This is a genomic window from Streptomyces sp. CC0208 (genome assembly GCF_003443735.1).
GTDB classification, from domain to species: domain Bacteria; phylum Actinomycetota; class Actinomycetes; order Streptomycetales; family Streptomycetaceae; genus Streptomyces; species Streptomyces sviceus.
This window is the reverse complement of sequence record NZ_CP031969.1, coordinates 7,665,939-7,691,678: the sequence shown is the minus strand read 5'-3', so window position 1 is coordinate 7,691,678 and position 25,740 is coordinate 7,665,939. Positions and strand designations below refer to the sequence as shown.

The window sequence follows — 25,740 nt, the reverse complement described above, 5'->3', positions numbered from 1 at the left end:
CGTCGCCGCATGACACGACGTGCTGTGGTGATCGGGGCGACGGGACAGATCGGACGGGCGGCCGTGGGGACGCTCGCCGGTGACGGCTGGGAGGTGACGGCGGTCTCCCGGGGCGGCGGACGGGACGAGAGCTGGCCCGCCGAGGTGCGTACCGTGCGGGCCGACCGGGAGGACGACGCCGCCGTGGCCGCCGCGGTGGGCGACGGCTGCGAGGTCCTGGTGGACATGGTCGCCTACGGGCCCGCGCACGCACGGCAGCTGGTGTCGCTGGCCGACCGTGTGGGCTCGGCCGTGGTGGTCTCCAGCATCACGGTGTACGAGGACGACAAGGGCCGCGGTTTCGACACCCAGGGCGAGCCGGACGGCTTCCCGGAGTACCCGGTGCCCCTGACCGAGGAGCAGCGGACCGTCACCCCGGGCGACACCTCGTACAGCACCCGCAAGGCGGGGCTGGAGCGTGAACTCCTTGCGGCCGGGGAGCGGTTGCCCACCACGCTGCTGCGGGCCGGTGCGATCCACGGACCGCACTGCCGGACGCCGCGCGAGCTCTATTTCGTCAAGCGCAACCTGGACGGCCGGACCCGGCGGGTTCTCCCCTTCGGCGGGCAGAGCCGTTTCCACCCCTCAAGCGTCCACAACATCGCGGAGCTGATCCGGCTCGCGGCCGCGCAACCGGGCACCCGGGCCCTGAACGCCGTGGATCCGCAGGCCCCGACGGTGGCGGAGATCGCCGCCGCGATCGACGCCGTGATGGGCGTGGAGACGGAGACGGTCCTGCTGGACGGGCCGCCGCCGTCGCCGACCGTGGGCGACACCCCGTGGTCGGCGCCCGTCCCGGTCGTCTGCGACATGTCCGCCGCCGAACGGGAGCTGGGCTACCGGGCGGTGGTGCGGTACGCGGACCGGCTGCCGGAGACCGTCGCCTGGATCGAGGGGCAGCTGGCCGGACGGGACTGGCGGGAGGCTTACCCGAAGATGTTCCAGACGTATGGCGACCTCTTCGACTACGCGGCGGAGGACGCGTATCTGGAGTCGCTCGGCGCATGAGAAGAGGCGGCCGGTGGCTTCCGGCCGCCTCGTCCCGTCGTACGTGCTACGGCTTCGGCGTGGCGTGCGGGGTGCAGGTCACGTCGGCCTTGTCCAGCTTCCCGTTGAGCAGGTAGGCGTCCACCCGGGGGTTGATGCACGGGTTGACCAGGCTGGTCACACCGTGGGAGCCCGCGTCCTTCTCGGTGATCAGGCGGGAGCCCTTGAAGCGCTTGTGCAGTTCGACGCCGCCGTCGTACGGGGTGGCCGCGTCACGCTCGGACTGCACGACCAGTACGCCGGGCAGGCCCTTGCCGGTCCTGACGTTCACCGGGGTCTGCTGCTTGACCGGCCAGGTGGCGCAGGGCAGGTTCAGCCAGGCGTTGGCCCAGGTCATGAACGGGTACTTCTTGTGGAGCGCGGTGTTGTCGCGGTCCCACTTCTTCCAGCTGGTGGGCCACTTGGCGTCGGTGCACTCGACGGCCGTGTAGACGGCGTTGCCGTTCTCCGAGGAGATGTTGCCCGCGGTGTCGGACAGGTCCGGGGCAGCCGCGTCGACGAGCGCCTGGGTGTCACCGGCGACGTACTTGCTGAACGCCGTCGCGACCGGCACCCACGAGGAGTCGTAGTACGGGGCGCTCTGGAAGAAGCTGATCAGCTCGGCCGGGCCGACGAGCCCGCCGAGGGGGTTCTTCTTGGCGGTGGCGCGCAGTTCGAGCCACTTCGCCTCGACCGCGGCCCGGGTGGTGCCGAGGTGGAAGGCGGCGTCGTTGGCGGCGACCCAGTCCTCCCAGTCCTTCCAGCGGCCCTCGAAGGCGATGTCCTGGTCGAGGTTGGCCTCGTACCAGATCTTCTCCTTGGACGGGTTGACCACGCTGTCGACGACCATGCGGCGCACGTGGCCGGGGTACATCGTGCCGTAGACGGCGCCGATGTAGGTGCCGTAGGAGACGCCCAGGTAGTTGAGCTTCTTCTCGCCGAGCGCGGCACGGATGACGTCCAGGTCGCGCACGGTGTTGGGCGTGGTCATCTGCTGGAGCATCGCCTTGCCGGTGCGCTCGGCGCAGCCCTCGGCGTACTCACGGGCCAGCTTGCGCTGGGCGCGCTTGTCGGCCTCGGAGTCCGGCACCGGGTCGGCCTTGGGCGCCTTCACGAACTCCTGCGGGTCCATGCAGGAGATGGGCGCCGAGTGGCCGACACCGCGCGGGTCGAAGCCCACGAAGTCGTAGGCCTTGGCCACGTTCGCCCAGATCGGGTTCTTGTTGACGACGCGGAGCGGGAAGCGCATGCCCGAGCCGCCCGGTCCGCCCGGGTTGTAGACGAGGGCGCCCTGGCGCTCCGCCGTCGTGCCGGTGTTGCCGATGTGGTCGACGGCGAGCTTGATCTGCTTGCCGTTCGGCTTGGCGTAGTCCAGCGGCACGCTGACCCAGCCGCACTGGACCGGCTTGGCGATCCCCCAGTCGGCGGGGCAGTCCGCCCAGTCGATACCGGCCTTCGCGGCGCGCGCGGCGGCGATCGCGGCGCCGGCCGTCTCACGGTCCTGTCCGTGCCGGGCCGTCCTGTCGGACGAGTTGGCGCCGGACGCGGGTGCCGCGACGGCACCCGATATGAGTGTGGCCGTGATGAGCACGCCGGCCGAACCGAGTGCCGTCGTGCGCCACTTCGGTCTCGTCTCCCTCAAGAGGGATCCCTCCCCGTATGTCGTTTCGATTTCGTACGGGGATCCTCGTCGTTGTGAAGTCGCTGTGAACAGGGTTTGCCGGGCTTCTTTGCCAATCCGATAAACGGAAGAAAGTGTTCGCTCGGCGGACTAGGGGGCGAGCGTCACCAGCGCCGCGTCCAGCACCCGGCGCAGCAGCCGGGCGTCCGGGGCCACGGCGGTGACGAGCGCGGCGGGCCCGGCGAGCGGCATGACGGCGGCGCCTTCGCCGAGCACCTGCGCCGACACCGGCTCTTCGGCGAACTCCGGCCGTACGACGAGGAGTTGACCGACCGCCCGGTGGCCTGCGAGCACGGCCGGGCCGTCCCAGCCGCCCGGCGCCCCGGGTCCGCAGGCCAGCTCCTGGTCGAGCACGGTCCGTCCCGCGACCCGCAGCACGAGCCGGCTGGTGAGCCGCCCGGGCTCCTCCCCCACCCGCCCGAGGACCTGCTCCTCCCGCAGCACCAGCCGGGCCGTCGCGCCGAGGTCGATCCGCGTGCTGACGTACAGGTCGCTGCCGCCCGCGGAGATCAACTGCTCGGGCAGCCAGCGCAGTTCGCCTCCGTCGGCGACATTGAGCCGAACCTCGTAACGGGCCTCGCCCTTGGTCTGTCCCGGCAGGGCGATGGTGGCTGCGGCCGATCCGACGTGCAGCCGGGCGCCTTGCTGGATGTCGGCCGTCACGGTGAAGTGGTCCCCGCCGAGAGGTCCGCTCATCGCGCCGACGAGCATGACCCGCGGCTCCGCGCCGCTTCCCCGGGTCCGTCGCAGCGCCAGCGGCCCGTCGCTCTCCAGCACGGGCAGTGCCGTGCCGCCGCGCCCGTCGTCGCGCGCGACCATCCGGGCGGTGGCCCGCACCCCGGCCACGGCCGCGGTCACGCCGTCCACGCGGCGAGCTGTGCCCGGACCCAGGCGGCGGTGTCCTTGACGCCGGTCTCGCTCCGCAGCGACTGGAAGACGACGGGCAGTTCGGCGCGCTGGGCCTTGGCGTCGGCGGCCATCCGCGCGAGGTCGGAGCCGACGTGCGGGGCCAGGTCGGTCTTGTTGACGATGAGCAGGTCGGCGGTGGTGACGCCCGGGCCGCCCTTCCTCGGGATGTCGTCTCCGCCGGCCACGTCGATGACGAAGATCTGGGCGTCGACCAGGCCCTTGGAGAAGGTGGCGGTGAGGTTGTCGCCGCCGCTCTCCACGAGGATGAGGTCCAGGGGGCCGACCTCGTCCTCCAGGTCCTCGACGGCTTCCAGGTTGGCGGAGATGTCGTCCCGGATCGCGGTGTGCGGGCAGGCGCCGGTCTCCACGGCGGTGATCCGCTCGGGGGGCAGCACGGCTTCCCTGAGCAGGAACTCCGCGTCCTCGCGGGTGTAGATGTCATTGGTGACGACGGCGAGGGACAGCTCGTCGCGCAGGGCTCGGCAGAGGGCGGCGACGGTTGCCGTCTTGCCGGAGCCGACGGGGCCGCCCAGGCCGATACGCAGAGCTCGGTGGGAGCCGTCCGGTCGGTGGGCGTCCGCGCTCACTGCGGCGGGGCCGGTGTGGTGGTGGTCCAAGTGCATGTACGGCTCCTGGGGTTCGTTGTCGGGTGCGGGTGCGGGTGCGTGGGCTGGTCGCGCAGTTCCCCGCGTCCCCAAAAAAGGTGGGTGACCTGGGCCCTCTACGATGCGAACAGGCGTACCGGCCAGGCCGCGTGCAGCTCGGCGGCGATCTCCAACAGGGGCGCGGAGGCCGCGGGCAGCGCGTCGGTCCCCTCGTCGGCAACCTTCCGCGCCGCCTCCACCGCCAGGTCGGCGACCCGGTCCAAGTCCTGCGTCAAGCGGGCCAACACACCTGTCGCGTCGAAGGGGTCGAGGCTCAGCAGCCGCACCGTCGCCGACGCGGGCCCGCTCACGCTCTCGTACGCCGCGCAGTAGGCCGCGTCCAGGGGTTCCAGGCCCGCCGCCCTGGCCGCCAGTCCCAGCACCACGGGCTGATGTGCCCCTTTCGGGAACTCCCGTGCCAGCGCGTCGAGTTCGGACGACGGCCACGTCGCCCGGGCCGCCCGCGTCAGCTGGCGGCCCAGCTTCCGTGCGGCGACCCGCAAGGCGGGCGACGGCGTACGGGCATCCGCCGCCGCATCCAACTCCGCGGGAGGCACGCCGAGTACGGCCGCCGCGGCCAGTGCCGCCGACACCAGCCCAGCGGTGTGCAGCCGCCCCCGGCAGAAGGACTCCAGGCTCTGCGCTCCGGTGATCCGCCCCGCCTTCACCGCGGCCTCCGCCCCGCCGGAGTGCGCGTGCCCTCCGGCGGGGAAGCGGCCGTCGGCCAGGACCAGAAGTGCCGCCCTGGACATCAGAAGAGGAAGTATCGCTGGGCCATGGGCAGTTCGGCCGCCGGTGTGGCCTCCACCAGCTCCCCGTCGATGTGCACGGCGAAGCTGTCGGGGTCCACGCGTACGTCGGGCCGCGCGTCGTTCTCCCGCATGTCGGCCTTGGTGACACCGCGGGTCGACTCGGTGGCCACGAACCGTTTCCCGAGCTGGAGCCGCTCCGGCAGTCCGTCCTCGATGGCAAGGGGCGCCACGAAGTTGAAGGAGTTCGAGGCGGGGGCCCGCCCGATCGCCCCGTACATCGGCCGGGGAAGGATCGGCTGCGGGGTCGGGATGGACGCGTTCGCGTCGCCCATCTGCGCGTAGGCGATCTGGCCGCCCTTGATCACGAGGTGCGGCTTGACCCCGAAGAAGGCGGGCTCCCACAGCACCAGGTCGGCCAGTTTGCCCGTCTCCACCGATCCCACCTCGTGCGCGAGCCCCTGGGCGACGGCGGGGTTGATCGTGTACTTGGCGACATAGCGCCGCACCCGGTGGTTGTCCGCCTGCCCGTCCCCCGGCAGCGCACCCCGGCGCCGCTTCATGACGTGCGCGGTCTGCCAGGTGCGCATGATGACCTCGCCGACGCGTCCCATGGCCTGGGCGTCGGAGGAGATGATCGAGATGGCACCCAGGTCGTGCAGGATGTCCTCGGCGCCGATGGTCGTGGGACGGATGCGGGACTCGGCGAAGGCGAGGTCCTCCGGCACGGCCGCGTTGAGGTGGTGGCACACCATCAGCATGTCGAGGTGTTCCTCGGCGGTGTTGACGGTGAAGGGCCGGGTCGGGTTGGTGGAGCTCGGCAGCACGTGCGGCTGGGAGACCACGGTCATGATGTCCGGCGCGTGCCCGCCGCCCGCACCCTCGGTGTGGTAGGCGTGGATGCCCCGGCCGGCGATCGCGGCGAGCGTGTCGCCGACGAAGCCGGCCTCGTTGAGGGTGTCCGTGTGGATGGCGACCTGGATGCCGGTCCGCTCGGCGACGGTCAGCGAGGCGTCGATGACGGCCGGGGTCGAACCCCAGTCCTCGTGCAGCTTGAGGCCGAGCGCGCCCCCGCGGATCTGCGAGAGCATCGCTTCGTGGGAGACGGTGTTGCCCTTGCCGAGGAAGCCGATGTTGAGCGGGTACTGCTCCATCGCCTCCAGCATCCGGGCGAGATGCCAGGGGCCGGGGGTGACGGTGGTGGCCTTGGACCCCTCGGCGGGGCCGGTGCCGCCGCCCACCAGGGTGGTCACGCCGGACGCCAGCGCCTCGTCGGCGATCTGCGGGCAGATGAAGTGGACGTGCGCGTCGATGGCGCCGGCGGTGAGGATCCGGCCGTTGCCCGCGATGATCTCGGTCTCGGGGCCGATCACCAGGTCCGGGTGCACCCCGTCCATGGTGTCGGGGTTGCCCGCCTTGCCGATCCCGGTGATCCGGCCGTCGCGGATGCCGACGTCGGCCTTGACGACACCCCAGTGGTCGACGACGACCACGCCCGTGATGACGGTGTCGGGGGTGCCTTCTGCGCGCGTAGCGCGTGACTGGCCCATCGACTCGCGGATGACCTTGCCGCCGCCGAACACGGCCTCGTCGCCGGCGAGCCCGGGGCCGCCGGAACGATCCTCCTCGACCTCGATCAGCAGATCGGTGTCGGCGAGCCGGATGCGGTCGCCGGTGGTGGGGCCGAACAGGTCGGCGTACGCGGCACGAGAGATCTCAGGCATCGAGGGCACCTCCGGTCTCCCCGCGCAGCCCCGGCACCACACGGGCACCGGCGAGCGGGACGAGTTCCACGTCGACCGGGATACCGGGCTCGAAGCGCACGGCGGTGCCGGCGGCGACGTTCAGCCGCTTGCCGCGGGCCGCCGTCCGGTCGAACTCCAGGCCGGGGTTGGTCTCGGCGAAGTGGTAGTGGGAGCCGACCTGGACGGGCCGGTCGGCGGCGTTGAGGACGGTCAGCCGGGTGACCTCGCGACCCTCGTTGTAGGCAATCGGCCCGTCGGCGAAGAGGATCTCTCCGGGAATCATCGGCGGCCTCCTCAGACGATCGGGTCGTGGACGGTGACGAGCTTGGTGCCGTCCGGGAAGGTCGCCTCGACCTGGACGTCGTGGATCATCTCGGGGATGCCCTCCATGACGTCTTCGCGGGTCAGCAACGCCCGCCCGGAGGACATGAGTTCGGCGACGGTACGGCCGTCACGTGCGCCTTCGAGGATGTGTGACGTGATGAGGGCGACCGCCTCGGGGTGGTTGAGCCTGAGCCCGCGCGCCCGGCGCTTCTCGGCCACGTCGGCCGCCACGTGGATGAGCAGCCTCTCTTGCTCGTGCGGGGTCAGTTGCACGTCCCACCTCACAGTCCTCGCTCCGGACCGTGCGGGGTCCGATTGCCTCAGCCCCGGGGCAAAGTCCCTGGTGGCGTGGATCCGCAGGCTAGTTGGATCCGGTTTCAGGGGTGTTAACCGAGCTGTGATCCATCAGCGTGTGTCGGCCTCGTCCCGCATGCTCATCAGTGCCCGCAGGCCTTCGCCCAGGACCTCGGCGGGCGCCGGCCCGAACAGGGCCTGTTGCGCGAGGAAGCCCATCGCGGCCGCCATCATCGTGCGGGCCACGTACTCCGGAGCCACGTCCGACCGCATCACACCGGCGTCCTGGTACGCCCCGACGATCCGCGTCCAGGCCTCCCGCACGACGCCGTACCCTTCGCGCAGGACGGCCGCCAGCTCGTCGTTGCGGAGGGTCTCGGTCCACACCTGGACGACCAGCCGGGGGAACGCCGGCCGCCCGTCCACGGTCAAGGACTCCTTGGTGGCGAGGACACGGCCGAGCACCGACACCACCAGGCGGTCCGGAGGCGGGGGCGGGCTGCTGCGGGCCGCCTCCTCGAAACCCTCGTGGACCTGGCCGAGCACCTCCTCGACGATCGCGCCGATGAGCTCCTCCTTGCCGCTGAAGTAGCGGTACACGGCCCCGGCCGAGAGATCGACCTCCCTCAGGACGTCCTGCATGGACGTGGCATGGAAGCCGTTGCGGGCGAAGCAGACCGCCGCGCCGTCGAGGATCTGCCGACGCCTGGCGTCGAGGTGTGCCTGGGATACGCGAGCCATGGCGCCCAACGTAAAACGAACATTCCTTCTTGACAAGGCGCCCAGGCGGCGGGACGGTGTTCTCCGAGCTAAAACGAATGATCCTTCTTTTTAGCGGGGCTCTTCTGAGCCCCGGAGAGGACCACCATGTCCACCCGTCGCATGATCGCGGTCATCGTCCTGGTGCCACTGCTCGCCGCCCTGGCCCTGTGGGCCTTCGCCTGGCCCGCCGCCCGCACCGCCCCGCGCGACCTGCCGCTCGGTGTGGCCGGGCCGTCCGCAGCGACCGCACAGGTGGAGCAGGGGCTGCGACAGCACGAGGGCGCCTTCGAGATCCACCACTACGCCGACGAGGCGGCCGCGCGGGCGGCGATCGAGGACCGGACCGTATACGGTGCCGTCGTCGTCACCGCGCGGGGCCCGGAGCTGCTCACCGCGTCGGCCGCGAGCCCGGTCGTGGCCCAGCTCCTCCAGCAGGCCGTGACCCGGCAGGCCGCGGCGAGCGGCGCCGAGGTGAGGACCGTGGACGTCGTCCCGGCCCCGGCGTCCGACCCGAGGGGCGCGGCACTGAGCTCGTCCGTGCTGCCGCTGGCGCTGAGCGGCATCATCGCGGGCGCGGGCGTGACCCTGCTCGGGCTGCGCGGGGTGCGCGCCGCGACTGCGCTGATCGTCGCCGCCGCACTGGTGGGCCTCGGTGCGGCCGCCCTGGCCCACAGCTGGCTCGGCGTGCTCGCCGGCAACTGGTGGGCGGAGGCGGGGACGCTCGCCCTGGCGACACTGGCGGTGAGCGCGGCCGTCGCGGGACTCGCCGCCCTGGTCGGCCAGGCGGGCATCGGCGTCGTCGCGTTCCTGGTCATGTTCCTCGGCAACCCGTTCTCCGGCGCCGCCTCGGCCCCGCAACTGCTGCCCCAGCCGGTGGGCACCATCGGTCAGTGGCTGCCGCCGGGCGCGAGCGCGACCCTGTTGCGCTCCGTGTCCTTCTTCGACGGCGCAGCAGCGACCGGCCCCGCCCTGACCCTCACGTGGTGGGCCGCGCTGGGCCTGGGCGCCGTAGCACTGGGGAACGCGCTGAAGTCCCGGCCGAAGCACGCCACACCCGCCGCCGACGCGCATGCGCTCACACCGATCGGCTGACCAAGCTCGGGCGCGGCCGACCTGCCCACTGGGGTTGGGCGCCGTCACACTGAAAGCCCCCTGAAGTCGCGGCCGAGGCACGCCACACCCGCCGCCGGTGAGCGGGCACTGACTCGGGTCGGCTGAAGGAACCCGCTCTCTGCGCGCCGGCCCCGCAGTGGCCGCCCGAGCCAGTGAGCACCATCAGCCCGTGACCGGCCCCCAGGCACGAGCGCGAGCCTGCCCGCCGGGCCTGGGCGCCGCAGCTTCGAGGAGCGCACGATGGCGACGGGCCCCGTCAGCAGAAGCGAACCCGCCTCCGCCCCACAGCCCCACCCTTGCCGCCCAAGCTAGTGAGCACCATCAGCCCGTGACCGGCCCCCAGGCACGAGCGCGAGCCTGCCCGCCGGGCCTGGGCGCCGCAGCCCCCGGGGGGAACGCACACCCCCGACCGGCCCCTCTCACGTGCCCCAGCCCCCACGGCCAGTACGCCCCTAAGAGGCCCCGCTCCCCCGATGATGCGCCGCGATACCGAACCGCTGCTGTTCGCGAGGAGCGGACGGGACCTCTCGGACAGTGGAGACCGCGCTGATCACCGGCTCCTCGACGGGTTCCTGGGACTCCTCCAGCCGTTCGAGGTCGGCGGCCGAGACCAGGGCGACCAGCGGCTTTCCGTGCCGTGTGACGACGACGCGCTCGCCGCCGTACACCACCCGGTTGATCAGGTCGGCGAGCTCAGCCCTGGCTTGCGTCACCGGAATCTCGTAGGCCATGCCCCTAGCTTACGGGGCGTCTACCTGGTCCACCGTGGCCTGCGGCAACATCAAATGTCCAGGTCAGAGGCTCTCGCGTTCACCTGTGCGCTCTCGCATGCGAGACGAGGTGAGACGAAGAGCCATCTGGTCGCACTGAATCCTGGCAGGTCTCCGGTGCGTCAGACCGCCCCGCTCCGGCCGGGCGGGGGCTTGTCCGTCGACGCACCGGAGGCTGGGCGGATCTCCACCCAGCCTCCACATCGGCAAGCCGTGGTGGGCATCATGCGTGCGGCGTGATCCCGAGGCTGGCGACGTCGGGGTGCCTGCGCAGGCGGCCTTGGCGCGCCGCCGGGGTCCGCCCACCGAACTCGGCGTCGAAGGGCCGCCACCACCGCAGGGTCTCCAGTCGCGCGCCGGAACGCTGCGGCCCCAATGCTCAGGGCACACTCACGCTCCTCCTCCTCGACGACCTGAGCGAGACGGCCGAACAGCCGCACGGCGTCGAGCGGGTCCGTCTTGCTGATGTCGAGCACGAGTGGTCGTTGAGGGCCTTGGGCGGGGATGGGCTCGCGGGGACCAGGGCTGTTGCGGCAGATCAGCTTGAGGCACGCCCATGCGCCCGCGTGCCGTACGTGAGGTCACCCTGCCAGTACCCAGGGTGCGTGAGTCCGCCCGTCGCCGCAGCGGTACGGTATGCGGCAGTCGATCGGGCGTTCTACGATCGCTGACCAACAAGGGGGTTTCATGAAACACCGCCGCCCGCGGCCGCCTCGTAGAGCCATCGCCAGAGCGGTCGGTTCGGCAGGTGCGCTGGCCGTTGCCCTGGGAGTGGGGATGACCCCGGCGATGGCCGCCGGGAACACGTCCGCCACGCCTACGGCCACCGGGTTCTCGCCCGACGAGCCCGAGCCGAACACAGATTGGGCGCCCGAGAACGACGAGGCGCCGCTGCCCCAGAAGTCCGTACACCCCGAGGCGCTCGCCTCCAGTCGCACGGCCGCGTCCGGTCTGCAGCTCAAGATGCCCGCGCCGACCGGGCCGAACAGCGTGGGCATGGTCGGCCTGCATCTCGTCGACTCGTCCCGTACGGATCCGTATGTGGGCGGCAAGCGCGAGGTGATGGTCTCGCTCTGGTACCCGGCCACCGCCACGTCCGGGCACTATCAGGCGCCTTGGATGCCGTCGATCTCCGGGGCCCACTACCTCACCACGCACGGGATGTCACCGCAGCAGGTGACCCTGCCGAAGACCGCGGGGCATGTCCTCGCCCCGGTGAAGACCTCGCTCGGCAAGCTGCCCGTCCTGCTGTACTCGACCGGGCTGCACTCGGACCGCGCGCAGGGCACCGCGCTCGCCCAGGATCTCGCCAGCCGCGGCTACCTCGTCGTCACCGTCGACCACACCCACGACGCCAACGAGGTGCAGTTCCCCGGCAACCGGCTCGAGCTCAACAGGATGGCGCCGGGCACCCACTCCTCCGACACGCTCAAGGTGCGCGCGGCCGACATCAAGTTCGTCATCAACGCGCTCGGCAAGATCAGCAGTGGCAGCAACCCGGACGCCGGCCACGCGACGCTCCCCGCCGGGCTGACGCGGTCGGTGGACATGTCCCGTATCGGGATGTTCGGCTGGTCGCTGGGCGGTGGGGCGGTCCCCACCGCCATGCAACTCGACAAGCGCATCGGCGCCGGTGCCGACCTGGACGGCCAGTTCTTCGGGTCGGCACCGAACAAGGACCTGGACCGCCCCTTCATGCTCTTCAGCTCCGGCACCCACAACCGCAACAACGACGCGTCGTGGCGCACGATGTGGTCGCACCTGAAGGGGTACCGGGTCGACATCAAGCTCCGTGGTGCGGCGCACCTGTCGTTCTGCGACCAGGAGTGGATGGTGCCGCAGGAGGCGGGCCTGCTCGGGCTCTCCAAGGCTCAGATCGAGCAGCAGTACGGCACGATCGACCCGGCCCGGGCCGTCCAGGTCCAGCGCGTTTATCTCGCTGCCTTCTTCGACCAGACGCTGCGTCACAAGCACAGCACCCTGCTCGACGGGCCCAGCGACAAGTACCCGGAAATCTCTTTCGTCCGCTGACGGGGAGTCAACCGGACAGCTGACCATGTGTTCGAAGGGTCGGGCCTGCTCATGGGCCCGCCCTTCTGCGTGCCGGGGCGGGGGTCTGCAGAGATCGCCGCCCCTCAATCCTGTGAATTCGAATTAACACGTACGTCACATGGGGCGAAAGTGTGATGGTTACGTGACAGGCGGGGGCTAGGATGTTCGTACTCTCGAACACTTGGGCGCTCGACGCCAGTTGAGGAAGGATCCGTTCCCCTGCCCTCCGCACCCCGGGCGCCGCGCCGACACCGCATCCGCCGCCGCGCCGATATGCCGATGCTTGGCGGGGTGCGCCCGCCGATAGCCTCACTTGTCGCACTCCTGCTGGTGGTCGCCGCCCTGACCGTGATCGGCCTCGGCGGTGTGCACACCGCAGGTATCCCGCAGGCCGTACTGAACGGGGAGCAGCAGATCGCTGCGGACACCGCGCAGTCGATGCGCACCGCGATCGACGCCGAGGCGAGCACCGTACGCCGTACGGCGGGCGCGTACCCGGCGACGAGCACCTCGACCCCCGTGACCACGCTCAAGGCGCTGACCGCTGCCAGGAAGACGATCCTCGGCAGTGCGCTGCTCGACCGGCCCACCGGCAAGCTGCTGGCGGCCGGCGGCCGGACGGTGCCGCTGGCCGGGACGGACGCCGCGAGGACGGCGTCCGGGGCGATCCCGCCCCGGCTGGTGACGTCGGGCGGCGCGCCGCAACTGCTGTACTTCGCCAGGGTCACGTTGCCCGCCCAGGAGGACCCCGACGAGGACTACCAGGCCCCCAACCGGCCCGAGCGGCAGTGGCTGCTGGTCGTCTCGGAGGCGCTCCCCTCCGTCGCGGCCTACGGCGACGGAGGCGCCGCCGAAGTGCTGGACGCGAGCGGCACGGTGCTCGCCACCGCGGTCCATGACAAAGCGTCGCCGGGCGCCGCCGGCAGCCGCCTGTCCGCGGCTGCGGCCCGCGCGGCCCACAGTTCCGGGGGTGACGCCGACGCCTCGGGAAACCTGCTGGGCGCCACCACCGGCAGCAGGCGCACCGTGGCCGGCTGGGCCCAGGTCGCCTCGACGACCGGTCCGGGCGACACCGACGACCTGGGTCTGGTGGTAGTCACCTCCCGCGCGGTGCCCGCCACGACCACCACCGTCGACTACTCGCGCTTCGCGCTCGAGGCCGCCGGGGCGCTGGTCGGGGTCGCTGTGCTGCTCGGGCTGGCGCTGTACTTCTCCGTGCAGCGGCCACTGCTGCGGCTGTATCTGTCCGCCGGCCGCCTGGCCCGGGGCGCGACCCAGGACTGGCCGACCGCGTCGGCCGAGCTGTCCAGGCCGGTTCCGGTGCACGGCTTCGGAGAACTGGGCCGGATCGGGCGGGCACTGGACTTACTGCGCCGCCAACTGCTCGGCGAGAGCGGCCCGCAGGAGTTCCCGGCCAGGCGTGGACCGGGCTACCGGGCGCTGGCCGTGCTCGGCGTGGTGGTGCTGGGCTGCTGGTCGGTACCGATGATCTTCCTGCTGAACCGCGCGGACACCGCGACCGCGGTGCCCGCTCCGGTCCTCGCCGACCAGCAGGCGCGCACCGAGATCGCGACGAACCGGATCCGGCAGTCCCTCGACCAGTCGTACAACGATCTGAGCGCCACGGCCGCAAGCCTGCCGGGCAGGAGCCGGGCCGCCCAGACCGAGGTTCTTCGGCATTCCCTCGCCGACCACGGGCAGTACCGCTCGCTGTATCTCCTGGATCGCTCGGGCGGCATCACGCTGAGAGTGGGCGGCACACCGCTGCGCACCCTCGTCCACGTGCCCGAGGGCGGCGGGATCACCACCGTGAACACCTCGGGACGGATCCCGGCGATCGCCGCCTACGCCCAGGTCCGGGCCGTCAAGGGCAAGGCCAAGGCGGCCGGGGTGGTCCTGTTCGGCGAGATCGACGTGAAGGCGCTCAACTCCATCCTGCCCAGGCCCAAGTTGGGCAGCGTCTGGGTGACGGACAGCAACGAGAAGGTGCTGGCGGCCAGTGTGGGCTACCAGGCCTTCCAGTCGCTGCCCGGCCCGGGTCTGACCCGTCTCGCTCGCTCCACCCAGAGCGCCCCGGGGACCGCGGGCACCGCCACCTCAGCAGTGCATCTCACCTCCTCCGGCCCCTCGGTCGACGCCGCCGCGCCGCTGGCGCAGAGTGGTCCGACGGCCCGCCTCGGCTGGCACGTGGTGACCGCGGAGCCCGCGGCAGCGCTCCAGATCCCCGCGGTGCAGGCCGAGCAGCGCACCATGCTCGCCGGCATCCTCGGCATCGCCGTGGGCGCGGCCTGCCTGGGCTGGCTGCATGTCGTGGTGATCCGGCCGCTGCGCGCGGTCGCCGTGCTCGGCGAGCGGCTCGCCGGCGGCGACCGCCGTACCGTGCTGCATCCGGTCAACCACGACGAGATCGGCTCGGTCACCCGCAGCCTGGAGCTGATCCGCCAGGCCCTGGCGGAACGCGACCGGGCAGCCAGGTCGGGTCACGCCGCCGGGCCCGTGCGGCCCCTGCGTGAGAACACCCTCCAGCGGTAGAAGGACGGAATCGGCGTGCTCTTCCTCTATGTCATCGTCCTGCTGTGCTGCGCCGTGCTGTGGATCGCGGGCGCCCTCGAACAGCGGCGGCACTTCGCCTCGCTGGAGCAGATACCCACGCGGGTGCTGGTCAACGGCATCCGCGGCAAGAGTTCGATCACCCGGCTGTGCGCGGGCGCGCTGCGCGGCGGCGGCCTGGTCACGGTGGCCAAGACCACCGGCACCGCGGCCCGGTTCATCCATCCCGATGCCACCGAGGAACCGATCTACCGCAAGTTCGGCATCTCCAACATCGTCGAGCAGATCGGCATCGTACGGCGGGCGGCGACCTACCGGCCGGACGCGCTGGTCATCGAGTGCATGGCGGTGATGCCCGCGCTGCAGGAGACCAATCAGGAGAAGCTGATCCGTTCCACGATCGGCGTGCTGTGCAACGTCCGCGAGGACCATCTGGAGGAGATGGGGCCGACGCTGGACGACGTCGCCCGCTCGCTCTCCCGCTCGATGCCGGTGGGCGGGGTGTGCGTGACGGCGGAGAAGGACCGGCTGCACATCCTCCAGGAGGAGGCCGACAAGCGGAACTGCCGGCTGATCGCGGTCGATCCGGAGTCGGTGACCGACGCCGAACTGCGCGGCTTCAGCTGGTTCACCTTCAAGGAGAACGTGGCGATCGCGCTCGCCGTCGCCGAACTGCTCGGCGTGGAGCGGCAGACCGCGATGCAGGGCATGTGGGACGCGCCGCCCGACCCCGGCGTGCTGTCGGTGGAGCGCTACATCACCCCCGAGGGCAAGAAGCTGCGGTTCGCCAATGTCTTCGCTGCCAACGATCCCGAGTCGACGCTGATGAACGTCAAGCAGCTGGAGGATCTGGGCGCGATCAAGCGGCCGATCAACGTGGTCATCAACTGCCGCCCGGACCGGGTGGAGCGCAACGGCCAGATGGGCGCCATCGTCCCCGACCTCGCCGCCGAGACCGTGTTCCTGATCGGCCACCCGACCAGGAGCGCCCGCGAGGCGATTCCGGCCGGCTTCACCGGGCGGGTGGTGGATCTCGGCGGTGATCGCCGGGACCCCGATGAGCTGACCGCGGCGATACTCGCGGAACTCGGCCCGGCCTCCTCGCTGGTGGCGATCGGCAACATCCACGGTCAGGGCGAGCTGTTCCTGGAATGCCTCGCCGAGCTGCCGCTGGACGAGTCCGAGGACCTGTTCGACGCCGTTCCCGACGGTGACGGCCTGGACCAGGAGACCATGCAGATCGCCCTGCCCCGGCCGCGGGTCTCGGTGGCCCGGCCGCCCGAGCCGGAGCCGTACAGCTGGGTGGCCCCGCTGGAGACACCGACGTACGCCCTCCGCATCCCCGAACAACGCGACCTCGCCCGCCGGTTCGCCGCTCGCCACGGCCGGTCCGATGACCAGAGCACCGCGGACGACCCGCACCACTCCCACGACCGGTACCACGCCTACGATCCGCCCCAGTCCCCGAGGAAACCGTGATCCCCGCCCACCTCACCGCACAGACCGCCGCACTCGGGATCGCCCTCGGGCTGGTCTTCTCGCTCGTCTGCTATCTGACCACCAACCTCTCCCCCGGGGGGATGATCACCCCGGGCTGGATCGCCCTCACGCTCGTCACCGATGTGCGGATGGCCGGGTTGATGGTCGGTGTCGCGGGGGCCACGTACTTCATGACGAAGCTGTTGCAGCGCACCGTGATTCTCTACGGCAAGCGGCTGTTCGCCGCCGTGGTGCTGTGCGCGGTGGTGATCCAGACCACCGTGATGCTCGCCCTCAGCCACGAGTTCCCGCTGCTGTACACGTCACAGACCCTTGGCTTCATCGTCCCCGGCCTGGTCTCCTACCAGATGGTCCGGCAGCCGATGGCGGCCACGGTCATCTCGACCACGGCGGTGACCCTGGCCACGTATGTGGTGCTGGTCTCCGGCCTGTTGATGGGCGCACTGCCCACCGCCTGACCTGTCCAACCCCCTCTCACCTGACACTTCCAGGAGGATCGGCCATGCACTCCAACCCCGTCGGCAGGCGCGGCGGCCCGACTCGCCGCGCCGTGCTCGGAACGATCGCGGGCGTCGCGGCCGCCGGGGCGGCGGGCGGGTACGCCTGGGACCAGCTCCGGCACGGCAACGACGACCCCGGCGGCACGGTCGCCGACGGGGCCGGCACCGCCCCGAGCGCCCGGGCCACCGGGGCCCACACCTTCGAGCGGCTGTCCGCCCCCGCCCGCACCGTGGTCCGTGCCGCCGACGGCGGCACGCTCGCCACCTTCACCGACGGAGCCCGTACCGCCGTACTCACCGGGCCCACCCGCACCTTCAGCGAGCCGCGGACCACCGAGGCCAAGGTGACCACGGACGCCTGGGTGCGGCTGCTGCCGCACGAGTGGCAGCGGGGCATGGAGAAGACCGCCTCGTTCAAGAGCTGGTTCCGCAAGGCGCTCGTCGACACCAGCCCGGACGTCTTCGCGGTGGCGTTCCAGTACAGCAGCGCCGGGGCGCCCGACAAGCACAACGCCGCCGGAGTGCGGTACGCGGGCACCGCACATTTCGGCCCGCGCAACGCCGCGGTCAACAACCCGCTGGACTTCGCCTTCCACGACGAACAGTCCGACTTCTACGACTATCTGGGCCTGCCCTGGACCTTCCCGGACGGCACGCGAGTGCAGCCGGAGAAGGACCGCTACGGCGACGCCGACTGCTCCGGCTTCCAGCGGCTGGTGTGGGGCTACCGGATGGGCATTCCCCTGCACAACACCAACACCGAGGGCGCGGGCCTGCCGCGCCGCGCCTACGCCATCGCCGCCCACGGTCCCGGCCGCATGGTGATCCCGCACACCGGCAAGCAGCAGGCCACCGACCTGAGCGCCCTGCAACCCGGCGATCTGGTCTTCTTCGCCATCATCAAGGACCGGCCGGACTTCATCGACCACTGCGGCATGTACATGGGCCTCGACGACCAGGGCCGGCACCGCTTCTACTCCAGCCGCTCCGCCGCCAACGGCCCGACCATGGGCGACATGTCGGGCCACGCGCTGCTGGACGGCACGGACTTCTACGCGCGCGGCTTCCGGGCGGCCCGCCGCCTGTGACCACACCGCCCGCGCACCGCCGCCTCACCTGACCTGCTGATCCGAGGACCACTGCCATGACCGCCATCCCCGCCGTCCAGCCCACCGGCGCGCACCGAGGCCGCCGGGCGGCGAACCGCCGCTCCGGGCCGCCGGAAGACGCCGCCCCGCGCTGGGAGCGCCCGGCGCTGGTCGCGGTGCTGGTCGTCGCCACGGTGCTGTACTCCTGGGGCATCGGGCACGCCGCGCTCCACCCCTTCTACGGCGCGGCGATCCGGTCGATGGCCGAGAGCTGGCGTGCCTTCTTCTTCGGCGGGCTCGACGCGAGCGGTTCCATCAGCATCGACAAGCTGCCGGGCGCCTTCTGGCCCGACGCCGTTTCCGTCTGGCTCTTCGGCCCGCACACGTGGGCGGCCGCGTTTCCGCAGGTCGTCGAGGGCGTGCTCACCGTATGGCTGTTGCACCGGATCGTACGGGCCTGGGCCGGTCCGTTCGCCGCGCTGATCGCCGCGCTGACGCTCACTCTCACCCCGGTCACCGTGGCCCTCAACCGTGCCACCATCCCGGACACCGCGCTCACGCTGCTCCTGGTGGCGGCCGCCGGCGCGCTGCAGAAGGCGGTGCGCACCGAGCGGCTGCTGCCGCTGATCACGTGCGGGATCTGGGTCGGGCTCGCCTTCCAGGCGAAGATGCTGCAGGCGTGGCTGGTGCTGCCGGTCTTCGCCGCGGTCTACCAACTCGCCGCGCCCGGAACCTGGTTGAAGCGGGCGCTGCGCGTTCTGCTGGCCGGGGCGGTCGCCCTGGTGGTCTCCTGCTCCTGGGTGCTGATCGCCTGGGCGACACCGGCCGCGAGCCGCCCGTACCTCGACGGCACGTCCGACAACGATCCGTTCGCCCTGGTCTTCGGCTACAACGGCCTGAGCCGCTTCAGCAGCGACTCCACCGCGTTCGGCGCCGTGGCGGGCACCGCCGCCAGCCGCACCACCGGCAACACCGGCTGGGACATGCTGATCAACCACACCGTCGGCCCGCAGATCGCCTGGTTCCTGCCGCTCGCCGTGCTCGCCGTGGTTCTGGGCATGGTCTGGCGCGCCGGACAACCGCGAACCGACCTGCCGCGCGCGGGATTTGTGATGTGGGGTGGCTGGCTGGCCGTACACGCCCTGGTGTTCAGCGCCTCCAACGGCAACCACGCCTACTACACGGCCGTCATCGCCCCGGCGCTGGCCGCGCTGGCCGGCGGCGGGCTCGCGCTCTTCCGATCGGAGTACGAGGCGAAGCACGGGCCGAAGCTGACGGCGAATGACGAACCGGAGCACGATGCGCGCGGCCGGCGGCACCTGGCGCTGCCGGTGGCGATCGTGCTGACGGCAGTTTGGGCGCTGGTGCTCGACTGGCCGACCCGATTCGTCTCCTGGTTGCTGCCGGTCGCCGTGATGCTCGCACTGTGCGGCGTGGTGGGCCTGTGCAGCCGCGGGCCGCGCACCTCCCCGCGGATGATCTCCGCTGCCCTCGCCGCCGGAATCGCGGCCACCCTGGTCGTACCGGCCGGCTGGGCCGTCTCCGGCCTCGACCCGCTCTACGCGGGCGCAGCCACCTCCCCGATGGCCGGTCCGGTCGGCAAGTCGTACTACGAGCATCCCCGCCACGCTCCGCGCAGGAGAGAGCTCGGTCGACCCAACGCCCGCGACACCGCCCTGCTCGACTACCTCACCACGCACCGCCACGGCGAGAAGTACCTGCTCGCCACGCAGGCCGCCTACACCGCCGAGCCCCTGCTGCGCGCGACGTCCGAGCCCATGCTCGTCATGGGCGGCTTCACCGGCAGCACCCCCTTCCCCACCGCCCAGCAGCTCGGCAACCTCGTCGCCACCCACCAGCTGCGCTATGCGCTGCTCACCACCCAGCGCCCCACCACTCCCGCCACCACCTGGGTGAAGTCCCACTGCACCCGCATCCGGCCCACCGCCTACCGCCAGACCAACAGCAGCTTCACCCTCTACGACTGCAATCCCCAGCGGTGAGGCGACGCCCGAGGTCAGGGATCGCGGTCAACGGCCGAGTGCCGACCTGTGGACCCTGGAACGAGTCGGCGCGGTCGTCACCGGGCAACGGGGGTGGTGTTCTCGAGGGCGTCGGTGTGGCGGCTGCTGACCGGCCGGCTCGGATGGAGCCTGCGACGACCCGAGCGGCGGGCGGTCCTGCGGGGCGAGTCGGAGATCGCCTGCTGGATCACGCACGAGTGGCCGCGCATCAAAAGGGGCCGTGAACACACGTGCCTCACGGGCCACGATCAGCGGACGGATGTCCTTGATGCCGATCTGCTGGTTCCGGTGACCGGTCAGCGTCACCCGCACAGTGACGGCGTCCAGATTGACCGCCCCGATCGACCGCAGCGTCCCGAGGACCCCCAAGACGATGGTCCCCGCCCACACCCTGGACGACCTCACCGATTGGGCGACAGCGCGCAGTCCTGTGGGCTGAGACCTGTTCCGCGCCCGCGGGAAGGGCGTGCGTATCCGCAAGTGTCTCCTCGCCTCCACGGGCCCACCATAGCGACACGTACGTCCTGTACATTTTTCACAGACAGGAGTCGCAGCGAGGAGGGGTACGCCATGACCCGACCGATCGCCCGTTACGTCCTGCCCGAGTTCCATGAGCGCACGAGCTTCGGGCAGAAGTCGATGGATCCGTACTCGAAACTGCTGGAGGAGCGGATCGTCTTTCTCGGGACGCAGATCGACGACACCTCGGCGAACGATCTGATGGCGCAGTTCATGTACCTCGAGTACCAGGACCCGGACCGGGACATCGCGCTGTACATCAACTCCCCCGGCGGCTCGTTCAGCGCGATGTCGGCGATCTACGACACGATGCAGTACGTCAGCTGCGACGTGGAGACGACCTGCCTCGGCCAGGCCGGCTCCTCCGCGGCCGTGCTGCTCGCGGCGGGCACCCCGGGCAAGCGGTCCGTGCTGCCGGGCGCCCGGGTGGTGATCCACCAGCCCGCGCTGAGCGAGCCCGTGCAGGGGCAGGCCAGCGATCTGGCCATCCAGGCAGACGAGTTGCTCCGGGTGCGGGCCCGCCTGGAGGAGATGCTCGTCCGGCACACCGGGCGCAGCCCCGAGCAGGTGAGCGCGGACATCGAGCGGGACAGGATCCTGGACGCGCAGGGCGCCCTGGACCACGGCCTGGCGGACGCGATCGTCCCCAGCCGCAAGTCCTCGCCCACCGCACCGGGCGCGAGGTGAGCCCTCGATGGTGCCGGACCTTCCCCCGCTGCCCGCGCTCACGCACGCCGAGGGCGAGCTGATCGACCGTTATCTCGAGGTGGTCGACCTGCTGGGCCGGATCAACCCGGCCCGGCGCGAGGACACCTACGGCGGACTGCGCGCGGCCCAGGCGCTGGTGAGCAGGGCGGCCGAGCTGCGTGACGCGCTGGTGCTGATGCACGGCCGGGGCGAGCGAGAACTGCATGCCGCGACACTGGCGCGGGCCCTGCGGGTTCTGGACGGCGAACGGCGTACGGCCCGGGTCACCGTGCCACCCGAATCCGGCAACTGACGCACCGGCAGCCGTTCCGGACGCCCCATGGTCTGACGGGGCGTCCGGGACACGGTTGAAACGGACCAAAAGACGTACCGCCATTTGCAGGAGACGCGGCTCCTTTTTCGAGACCCCTGAGGTTGCACAACGCGCGTGGTTCAGGGAGGGAATGAGGAGTTTCTGTGCTGGTCGCACGGCCCGTGGACCCCTCGACGCCCCTTCGCTAGCTCAGGTGTCCACCCGAACGGGTGAGTGGTGAGTAACAACACAAACCCCCGGTTCCATTGGGTTTTTGGGACATCAGTACGCCAAGATCCCTGTCTGACGACAAGCCCCCGCCGCAGCGGCGGGGCGATCCGGGCGGACGCCGAGTCCTGCCGCCGCCCGGATGACCGGTCGACAGGAGTGGATCGGCAGGAGTGGAGGACCCAAGCAACGACGGGTCGCCGGAACGGTCACGCCATGGCCGGGTCGAGCAGCCCTTGGGGTGAAGCCGCGTCAGCGGCCGGGCAACTTTGTCAGCCCGAATCCGACAGGTCATCCTTCACAGGCGGCTGACGAAGGGTTGCGCATGACTGCGCTCAATCGTGTCCCGTCGCTGATGGTCCGGGCCGGTACGGCCTCGGCCTTCGCCATCGCCGCCGTGGGCGGCTCCGTCGTGGTCCCGGGCCTCGCGCCCGACGCCGCGGCCGCGACGCCTGCGACGAAGGCACTCAAGGTAGCGGCCTCCAAGAAGGGCTCGCCGTACAAGTACGGCGCCACCGGGCCCCGCCGCTTCGACTGCTCAGGGCTCACGCTGTACTCGTTCAAGAAGGCGGGCAAGAAGCTCCCGCGCACGGCGGCCCAGCAGTACAACAAGACCCGCCACATCGGCTCGGGCAGCCGCAAGGCCGGCGACCTGGTGTTCTTCCACTCGGGTTCGAACGTCTACCACGTCGGCATCTACGCCGGGAAGGGAAAGATCTGGCACGCCCCGAAGACCGGGGACGTGGTGAGGCTGCAGAAGATCTGGACGAAGAGCGTCTGGTACGGCCGGGTCAAGTGACGCCCCCGAGGGGACGGCGGCGACCTGACCTCCCGCCGTCCCCTCGGGTCCCCGCTGGAGAGCGCCGACCGCGCCTTCGGCGAGCTGCTCCAGCAACTGCGCGTCCCCCAGAGCGGGGCGCAGATCCTCTTCGCCTTTCTGCTGACGCCGGCCTTCACCCAGCGCTTCCCGCCCCTCGACACCTTCCAGCGCGTCACGTACGCCACCACACTGCTGTCCCGGCTCACCACGGCCGGCATGGGCGTTCCGGTGCTCGCGTTCACCGGCTCGGTTCTGCTCACAGAGGGACACAGGGCGGCGCAGGCGCAGTCGCACCCGGCCCCCGGGCCGATGCAACGCGAGGTGATCAGGCCGCGAGCGACGGTTCGGCCGGGAGCCTCACCCCGAGAGCCGTCACCGCGTCTGCGGTGACCCCGGGATGCATCGCGCTGCCGAACTGATGTCTGCTACGGCTCCTGCTGCCCCGCGGCGGTGACCGGCTCCGCAGGAACCGTCCACGGGAGTTCGATCGAGACGGTCTTGCCGCCTTCCCGGGTGGGCCTGACTCTCAGCCTGCCGCCGCTCTCGGCGGCGAGCCAGCGAACGATCACCATCCCCCGTCCGTTGTCCTGCTGGACCGCGGCCGGCAGTCGCTTGGGGAAGCGGGGGTGGCTGTCGGTGACCCCGATGCGCAGCTGTTCGTCACGGTCCAGCTCGATGTCCACCGTGAAGGTGGGGGACTGCCCGAAGGTGTGCTGTACGGCGTTGGTGGCGAGTTCGGAGACGATGAGCCGGACGGTCTCGGCGGCGTCCGTGGTCGGCGGCAGCCCCCACTCCGCCAGGGTGCTCAGGACGTAGGTGCGGGCCGCGGAGACCGAGGCGGGTTCGCTCGGCAGGGTGACGGATGCTTCCAGGTGGTCTGCCATGGCGACGTCGTCCCTTTCCCACGGGACCGGAGTCCGACACGGTGCGGATGGTTCGAGTACGGTCCCGGACTGGTGGTTCATCGCCAGAGTGCCATCACCAAGGCTGTGACGGGTGCCGATCCACCAAGATGTGCATATATCTGTCGCTCGAAGCGGTGAACTCTGCGACGCGAGACCGTATTTGGGCGGCTCGTAAGGAGTAAGGAGGAGCGCATGCAGCACGGCCCCGCGGTGCGCCGGCGGAAACTGGGCGCCGAACTGCGTGCGTTGCGCGCGGGTGCGGGGCTCACCAGCGGTGAGGCAGCCCGGCTCGTGGGCTGGCACCAGTCGAAGGTGAGCCGCATCGAGACCGGTGCCAGCGGGGTGAAACCGGCCGACGTGCGGTTACTTCTCGACGCCTACCGCGTCGGGGACGCGAATCTGCGGGAGCTGCTTCTGGTATTGGCGGGCTCCGACGAGAGCGGCGGCCGGCACCACTGGTGGCACGCGTACCGGGGTGTCCTGCCGCCGACGTACCGCGACTTCATCAGTCTGGAGTCCCAGGCGAGCGCGATGCGCACGCTGGAGACCTCGGTGGTGCCCGGGCTGCTCCAGACACCCGAGTACGCCCGCGCGGTGACCCGGGCCGCCGTGGACGGCCTCGACGACGAACGTCTCGACGCGCTGGTCGAGGTCCGGCTGGCCCGGCAGGACATCCTTCGGGCGCAGCCGCCCCTGGAGTTGAGCGCGGTCCTGGACGAGGCGGTGCTACGGCGAGAGGTCGGCGGGCCCGAGGTGATGGCCCGTCAGCGCAAGAGGCTCCTGGAGGCGGCCCGGCTGCCTCAAGTGCGGCTGCAGGTACTGCCGTTCACTGCCGGGGCACATGTGGGTATCACGGGGCCTTTCGTAATCTTCTCATTTTCGCGCACTTCTGATCTGGACGTGGTTGTTCTCGACCACTTGACGAGTAGCCTCTATCTCGAGCGGAAAGAAGACCTCCAGGCCTACACCGAGGCCTTCAACACCCTTCGGATCCACGCCCTTTCGCCCGAGGACTCGTTGGATTACCTCGCCGAGACGGGTGACGGCACGTAAGGAGGCACCATGTCCGCATTGCCTCGGAACGCAATCTCCAGTACCCGATTGCCCGAAGTGCGCTGGCTGCGCAGCAGCTACAGCACCGGGGCGAACAACTGCGTAGAGACAGCGAGGCCGTCGGCCGGGCCCTGTGCCGGGCTGCTCGCCGTACGCGACTCCAAGAACCCGGACGGACCCGCGCTGCTCTTCTCCCCCGAGAGCTGGGCGGGCTTCGTCCGCGCGTTCTGACCGTTTCCGTCCGTTCGGCGCACGGCCGTGTCACGCCGACTCATGGTCGTGTCCCGCCGATCACCTGTACGGCGCGCTCGATCTGCTCCTCGGAGAGATCCGCGCGGGCGGTCAGCCTGAGCCGTGAGATGCCGTCGGGCACGGACGGGGGCCGGAAACAGCCCACGAAGAGCCCGGCCGCACGGCAGTCGGCCGCCCACTGAACGGCCTCCTCCGGGGAGGGCGCGCGCACCGAGACCACCGCGGCGTCCGGACGTACCGCTTCCAGACCCGCGGCGGTCAGGCGTGCGTGCAGTCCGGTCGCCACCTCGCGCGCGCGTGCGGCCCGCTGGGGCTCACGGCCGAGCAGCCGCAGGGCCGCGAGGGCGGCTCCCGCCGAGGCGGGGGCCAGACCGGTGTCGAAGATGAACGTCCGTGCCGCGTTGACCAGGTGTTCGACGACCCGTGCGGGGCCGAGGACGGCGCCGCCCTGGCTGCCGAGCGACTTGGACAGCGTGACCGTGACGACCACGTCGTCGGCGCCCGCGAGTCCCGCGGCCTGCGGGGCGCCGCGGCCGCCGGCGCCGAGCACACCCAGGCCGTGGGCGTCGTCGACGACCAGGCCCGCGCCGTGCTCCCGGCACGCCTCGGCGAGACCGGCCAGGGGCGCCGCGTCGCCGTCGACCGAGAAGACCGTGTCGGACACGGCGACGGCGGGCCCCTCGTGGGTGCCGAGCGCCTTGCGCACCGCGTCCGGGTCGGCGTGCGCGACGACCTGGGTCGTACCGCGGGCCAGCCGGCAGCCGTCGATGAGGGAGGCGTGGTTGCCCGCGTCGGAGACGATCAGAGAGCCGTGCGGCGCGAGGGCGGTGACGGCGGCCAGGTTCGCCGCGTAGCCGGAGGAGAACACGAGCGCCGCCTCGAAGCCGCAGAACTCGGCCAGTTCGCGTTCGAGTTCGGTGTGCAGCTCGGTGGTGCCGGTGACGAGCCGGGACCCGGTCGCACCGCCGCCCCAGGTCCGCGCGGCCGCCGCGGCGCCCGCGACGACCTCGGGATGACGGGCCAGGCCCAGGTAGTCGTTGCTCGCGAGATCGAGCAGCGGCGAGTCGGCCGGACGCGGCCGCAGGGTCCGCACGAGCCCGGCCTCCCGGCGCGCCGCCGCCTGCTCGTCGATCCAGCCGAACGCCATGGGTCCTCCGGGGCTTTTGTAGACAACGGACAGACCCTAGCGTCAG

25 protein-coding genes and 1 riboswitch are annotated in these 25,740 nt (G+C 71.2%); of the genes, 14 read left to right on the top strand and 11 right to left on the bottom strand.

Annotation, left to right across the window (positions count from 1 at the left end):
• Positions 1 to 24 precede the first annotated feature (24 nt).
• Positions 25 to 1,047 carry an NAD(P)H-binding protein gene (locus D1369_RS35400; RefSeq protein ID WP_037899172.1) on the top strand — a complete coding sequence of 341 codons (1,023 nt, stop codon included), beginning with the start codon at positions 25 to 27 and terminating at the stop codon, positions 1,045 to 1,047.
• A gap of 46 nt (positions 1,048 to 1,093) precedes the next feature.
• Here the strand turns inward: D1369_RS35400 and D1369_RS35395 are convergent, their stop codons facing one another.
• The 8 genes from D1369_RS35395 to D1369_RS35360 form a co-directional block, all read right to left on the bottom strand.
• Positions 1,094 to 2,707, bottom strand: a complete 1,614-nt coding sequence (locus D1369_RS35395) for an alpha/beta hydrolase (RefSeq protein WP_007380414.1) — start codon at positions 2,705 to 2,707, stop codon at positions 1,094 to 1,096.
• A gap of 129 nt (positions 2,708 to 2,836) precedes the next feature.
• Positions 2,837 to 3,613, bottom strand: a complete 777-nt coding sequence (locus tag D1369_RS35390) for an urease accessory protein UreD (RefSeq protein WP_037899174.1) — start codon at positions 3,611 to 3,613, stop codon at positions 2,837 to 2,839.
• On the bottom strand, positions 3,601 to 4,278 hold the full coding sequence (gene ureG, locus D1369_RS35385; protein WP_007380416.1) for an urease accessory protein UreG: 678 nt from the start codon (positions 4,276 to 4,278) through the stop codon (positions 3,601 to 3,603). The genes D1369_RS35390 and ureG overlap by 13 nt, the downstream gene beginning before the upstream one ends.
• A 98-nt stretch (positions 4,279 to 4,376) precedes the next feature.
• Complete coding sequence (locus D1369_RS35380) at positions 4,377 to 5,051, bottom strand: urease accessory UreF family protein (RefSeq protein ID WP_118082820.1); 675 nt, start codon at positions 5,049 to 5,051, stop codon at positions 4,377 to 4,379.
• Positions 5,051 to 6,772, bottom strand: coding sequence for an urease subunit alpha (locus D1369_RS35375; protein ID WP_007380418.1), 1,722 nt, complete (start codon positions 6,770 to 6,772; stop codon positions 5,051 to 5,053). The genes D1369_RS35380 and D1369_RS35375 overlap by 1 nt, the downstream gene beginning before the upstream one ends.
• Complete coding sequence (locus tag D1369_RS35370; RefSeq protein WP_007380419.1) at positions 6,765 to 7,076, bottom strand: urease subunit beta; 312 nt, start codon at positions 7,074 to 7,076, stop codon at positions 6,765 to 6,767. The genes D1369_RS35375 and D1369_RS35370 overlap by 8 nt, the downstream gene beginning before the upstream one ends.
• Before the next feature lie 11 nt (positions 7,077 to 7,087).
• Positions 7,088 to 7,390 (bottom strand): urease subunit gamma, encoded by a 303-nt coding sequence (locus D1369_RS35365; protein ID WP_037899177.1) that lies wholly within the window; start codon positions 7,388 to 7,390, stop codon positions 7,088 to 7,090.
• A gap of 132 nt (positions 7,391 to 7,522) precedes the next feature.
• A complete protein-coding gene (locus D1369_RS35360; protein WP_037899179.1) occupies positions 7,523 to 8,152 on the bottom strand; it encodes a TetR/AcrR family transcriptional regulator in 630 nt (209 codons plus the stop codon).
• Between the two features lie 126 nt (positions 8,153 to 8,278).
• Here D1369_RS35360 and D1369_RS35355 point away from each other — a divergent pair, with 126 nt between their 5' ends.
• Positions 8,279 to 9,265, top strand: coding sequence for a hypothetical protein (locus tag D1369_RS35355; RefSeq protein WP_007380422.1), 987 nt, complete (start codon positions 8,279 to 8,281; stop codon positions 9,263 to 9,265).
• Positions 9,266 to 9,738: 473 nt separating this feature from the next.
• Here the strand turns inward: D1369_RS35355 and D1369_RS35350 are convergent, their stop codons facing one another.
• Positions 9,739 to 10,017, bottom strand: a complete 279-nt coding sequence (locus D1369_RS35350) for a type II toxin-antitoxin system Phd/YefM family antitoxin (protein ID WP_007380423.1) — start codon at positions 10,015 to 10,017, stop codon at positions 9,739 to 9,741.
• Positions 10,018 to 10,833: 816 nt separating this feature from the next.
• On the opposite strand from D1369_RS35350, the gene D1369_RS35345 reads away from it, so the two are divergent.
• The 10 genes from D1369_RS35345 (at position 10,834) to D1369_RS44175 (ending at position 22,727) form a co-directional block, all read left to right on the top strand.
• A complete protein-coding gene (locus tag D1369_RS35345; protein ID WP_237557600.1) occupies positions 10,834 to 12,087 on the top strand; it encodes a hydrolase in 1,254 nt (417 codons plus the stop codon).
• Between the two features lie 312 nt (positions 12,088 to 12,399).
• Positions 12,400 to 14,640 (top strand): HAMP domain-containing protein, encoded by a 2,241-nt coding sequence (locus D1369_RS35340; protein WP_240436115.1) that lies wholly within the window; start codon positions 12,400 to 12,402, stop codon positions 14,638 to 14,640.
• A gap of 15 nt (positions 14,641 to 14,655) precedes the next feature.
• Positions 14,656 to 16,137, top strand: coding sequence for a poly-gamma-glutamate synthase PgsB (gene pgsB, locus D1369_RS35335; protein WP_007380427.1), 1,482 nt, complete (start codon positions 14,656 to 14,658; stop codon positions 16,135 to 16,137).
• Positions 16,134 to 16,616: a poly-gamma-glutamate biosynthesis protein PgsC/CapC gene (locus D1369_RS35330; protein ID WP_007380428.1), complete on the top strand. Its 483-nt coding sequence runs from the start codon at positions 16,134 to 16,136 to the stop codon at positions 16,614 to 16,616. The genes pgsB and D1369_RS35330 overlap by 4 nt, the downstream gene beginning before the upstream one ends.
• A gap of 44 nt (positions 16,617 to 16,660) precedes the next feature.
• Positions 16,661 to 17,746 carry an NlpC/P60 family protein gene (locus tag D1369_RS44625; protein ID WP_118082819.1) on the top strand — a complete coding sequence of 362 codons (1,086 nt, stop codon included), beginning with the start codon at positions 16,661 to 16,663 and terminating at the stop codon, positions 17,744 to 17,746.
• Positions 17,747 to 17,802: 56 nt separating this feature from the next.
• Complete coding sequence (locus D1369_RS35320) at positions 17,803 to 19,749, top strand: glycosyltransferase family 39 protein (protein ID WP_007380430.1); 1,947 nt, start codon at positions 17,803 to 17,805, stop codon at positions 19,747 to 19,749.
• A 591-nt stretch (positions 19,750 to 20,340) separates the two neighbouring features.
• Positions 20,341 to 20,976: an ATP-dependent Clp protease proteolytic subunit gene (locus tag D1369_RS44180; protein WP_007380431.1), complete on the top strand. Its 636-nt coding sequence runs from the start codon at positions 20,341 to 20,343 to the stop codon at positions 20,974 to 20,976.
• Positions 20,977 to 20,983: 7 nt separating this feature from the next.
• On the top strand, positions 20,984 to 21,289 hold the full coding sequence (locus D1369_RS35310; protein ID WP_007380432.1) for a hypothetical protein: 306 nt from the start codon (positions 20,984 to 20,986) through the stop codon (positions 21,287 to 21,289).
• A gap of 337 nt (positions 21,290 to 21,626) precedes the next feature.
• Positions 21,627 to 21,839: riboswitch (cyclic di-AMP (ydaO/yuaA leader) on the top strand.
• A gap of 3 nt (positions 21,840 to 21,842) precedes the next feature.
• A complete protein-coding gene (locus tag D1369_RS35305; RefSeq protein WP_118082818.1) occupies positions 21,843 to 22,316 on the top strand; it encodes an NlpC/P60 family protein in 474 nt (157 codons plus the stop codon).
• Between the two features lie 24 nt (positions 22,317 to 22,340).
• Positions 22,341 to 22,727 (top strand): DUF6328 family protein, encoded by a 387-nt coding sequence (locus D1369_RS44175; RefSeq protein ID WP_118082817.1) that lies wholly within the window; start codon positions 22,341 to 22,343, stop codon positions 22,725 to 22,727.
• A 35-nt stretch (positions 22,728 to 22,762) separates the two neighbouring features.
• Here D1369_RS44175 and D1369_RS35295 read toward each other — a convergent pair whose 3' ends face one another.
• Entirely contained in the window at positions 22,763 to 23,221 is a 459-nt protein-coding gene (locus D1369_RS35295; protein WP_007380434.1) for an ATP-binding protein, read from the bottom strand.
• Between the two features lie 213 nt (positions 23,222 to 23,434).
• Here D1369_RS35295 and D1369_RS35290 point away from each other — a divergent pair, with 213 nt between their 5' ends.
• A complete protein-coding gene (locus tag D1369_RS35290; protein ID WP_007380435.1) occupies positions 23,435 to 24,295 on the top strand; it encodes a helix-turn-helix transcriptional regulator in 861 nt (286 codons plus the stop codon).
• Between the two features lie 9 nt (positions 24,296 to 24,304).
• On the top strand, positions 24,305 to 24,526 hold the full coding sequence (locus D1369_RS35285; RefSeq protein ID WP_007380436.1) for a DUF397 domain-containing protein: 222 nt from the start codon (positions 24,305 to 24,307) through the stop codon (positions 24,524 to 24,526).
• Between the two features lie 40 nt (positions 24,527 to 24,566).
• Here the strand turns inward: D1369_RS35285 and D1369_RS35280 are convergent, their stop codons facing one another.
• The gene (locus tag D1369_RS35280) at positions 24,567 to 25,694 is read right to left on the bottom strand and encodes an 8-amino-7-oxononanoate synthase (protein WP_007380437.1); all 1,128 of its coding nucleotides are present in this window, start codon (positions 25,692 to 25,694) and stop codon (positions 24,567 to 24,569) included.
• Between the last annotated feature and the right edge of the window lie 46 nt (positions 25,695 to 25,740).

Excerpts from the sequence above, each read along its gene's own strand:
- D1369_RS35290 (WP_007380435.1), top strand. The coding sequence starts at position 23,435 with ATGCAGCACGGCCCCGCGGTGCGCCGGCGGAAACTGGGCGCCGAACTG.
- D1369_RS35295 (WP_007380434.1), bottom strand. The coding sequence starts at position 23,221 with ATGGCAGACCACCTGGAAGCATCCGTCACCCTGCCGAGCGAACCCGCC.
- D1369_RS35320 (WP_007380430.1), top strand. The coding sequence starts at position 17,803 with ATGACCGCCATCCCCGCCGTCCAGCCCACCGGCGCGCACCGAGGCCGC.
- D1369_RS35310 (WP_007380432.1), top strand. The coding sequence starts at position 20,984 with ATGGTGCCGGACCTTCCCCCGCTGCCCGCGCTCACGCACGCCGAGGGC.
- D1369_RS44180 (WP_007380431.1), top strand. The coding sequence starts at position 20,341 with ATGACCCGACCGATCGCCCGTTACGTCCTGCCCGAGTTCCATGAGCGC.
- D1369_RS35375 (WP_007380418.1), bottom strand. The coding sequence starts at position 6,772 with ATGCCTGAGATCTCTCGTGCCGCGTACGCCGACCTGTTCGGCCCCACC.
- D1369_RS35285 (WP_007380436.1), top strand. The coding sequence starts at position 24,305 with ATGTCCGCATTGCCTCGGAACGCAATCTCCAGTACCCGATTGCCCGAA.
- D1369_RS35355 (WP_007380422.1), top strand. The coding sequence starts at position 8,279 with ATGTCCACCCGTCGCATGATCGCGGTCATCGTCCTGGTGCCACTGCTC.
- D1369_RS35380 (WP_118082820.1), bottom strand. The coding sequence starts at position 5,051 with ATGTCCAGGGCGGCACTTCTGGTCCTGGCCGACGGCCGCTTCCCCGCC.
- D1369_RS35350 (WP_007380423.1), bottom strand. The coding sequence starts at position 10,017 with ATGGCCTACGAGATTCCGGTGACGCAAGCCAGGGCTGAGCTCGCCGAC.
- D1369_RS35280 (WP_007380437.1), bottom strand. The coding sequence starts at position 25,694 with ATGGCGTTCGGCTGGATCGACGAGCAGGCGGCGGCGCGCCGGGAGGCC.
- D1369_RS35360 (WP_037899179.1), bottom strand. The coding sequence starts at position 8,152 with ATGGCTCGCGTATCCCAGGCACACCTCGACGCCAGGCGTCGGCAGATC.
- D1369_RS35305 (WP_118082818.1), top strand. The coding sequence starts at position 21,843 with ATGACTGCGCTCAATCGTGTCCCGTCGCTGATGGTCCGGGCCGGTACG.
- D1369_RS44625 (WP_118082819.1), top strand. The coding sequence starts at position 16,661 with ATGCACTCCAACCCCGTCGGCAGGCGCGGCGGCCCGACTCGCCGCGCC.
- D1369_RS35370 (WP_007380419.1), bottom strand. The coding sequence starts at position 7,076 with ATGATTCCCGGAGAGATCCTCTTCGCCGACGGGCCGATTGCCTACAAC.
- D1369_RS35345 (WP_237557600.1), top strand. The coding sequence starts at position 10,834 with ATGACCCCGGCGATGGCCGCCGGGAACACGTCCGCCACGCCTACGGCC.
- ureG (WP_007380416.1), bottom strand. The coding sequence starts at position 4,278 with ATGCACTTGGACCACCACCACACCGGCCCCGCCGCAGTGAGCGCGGAC.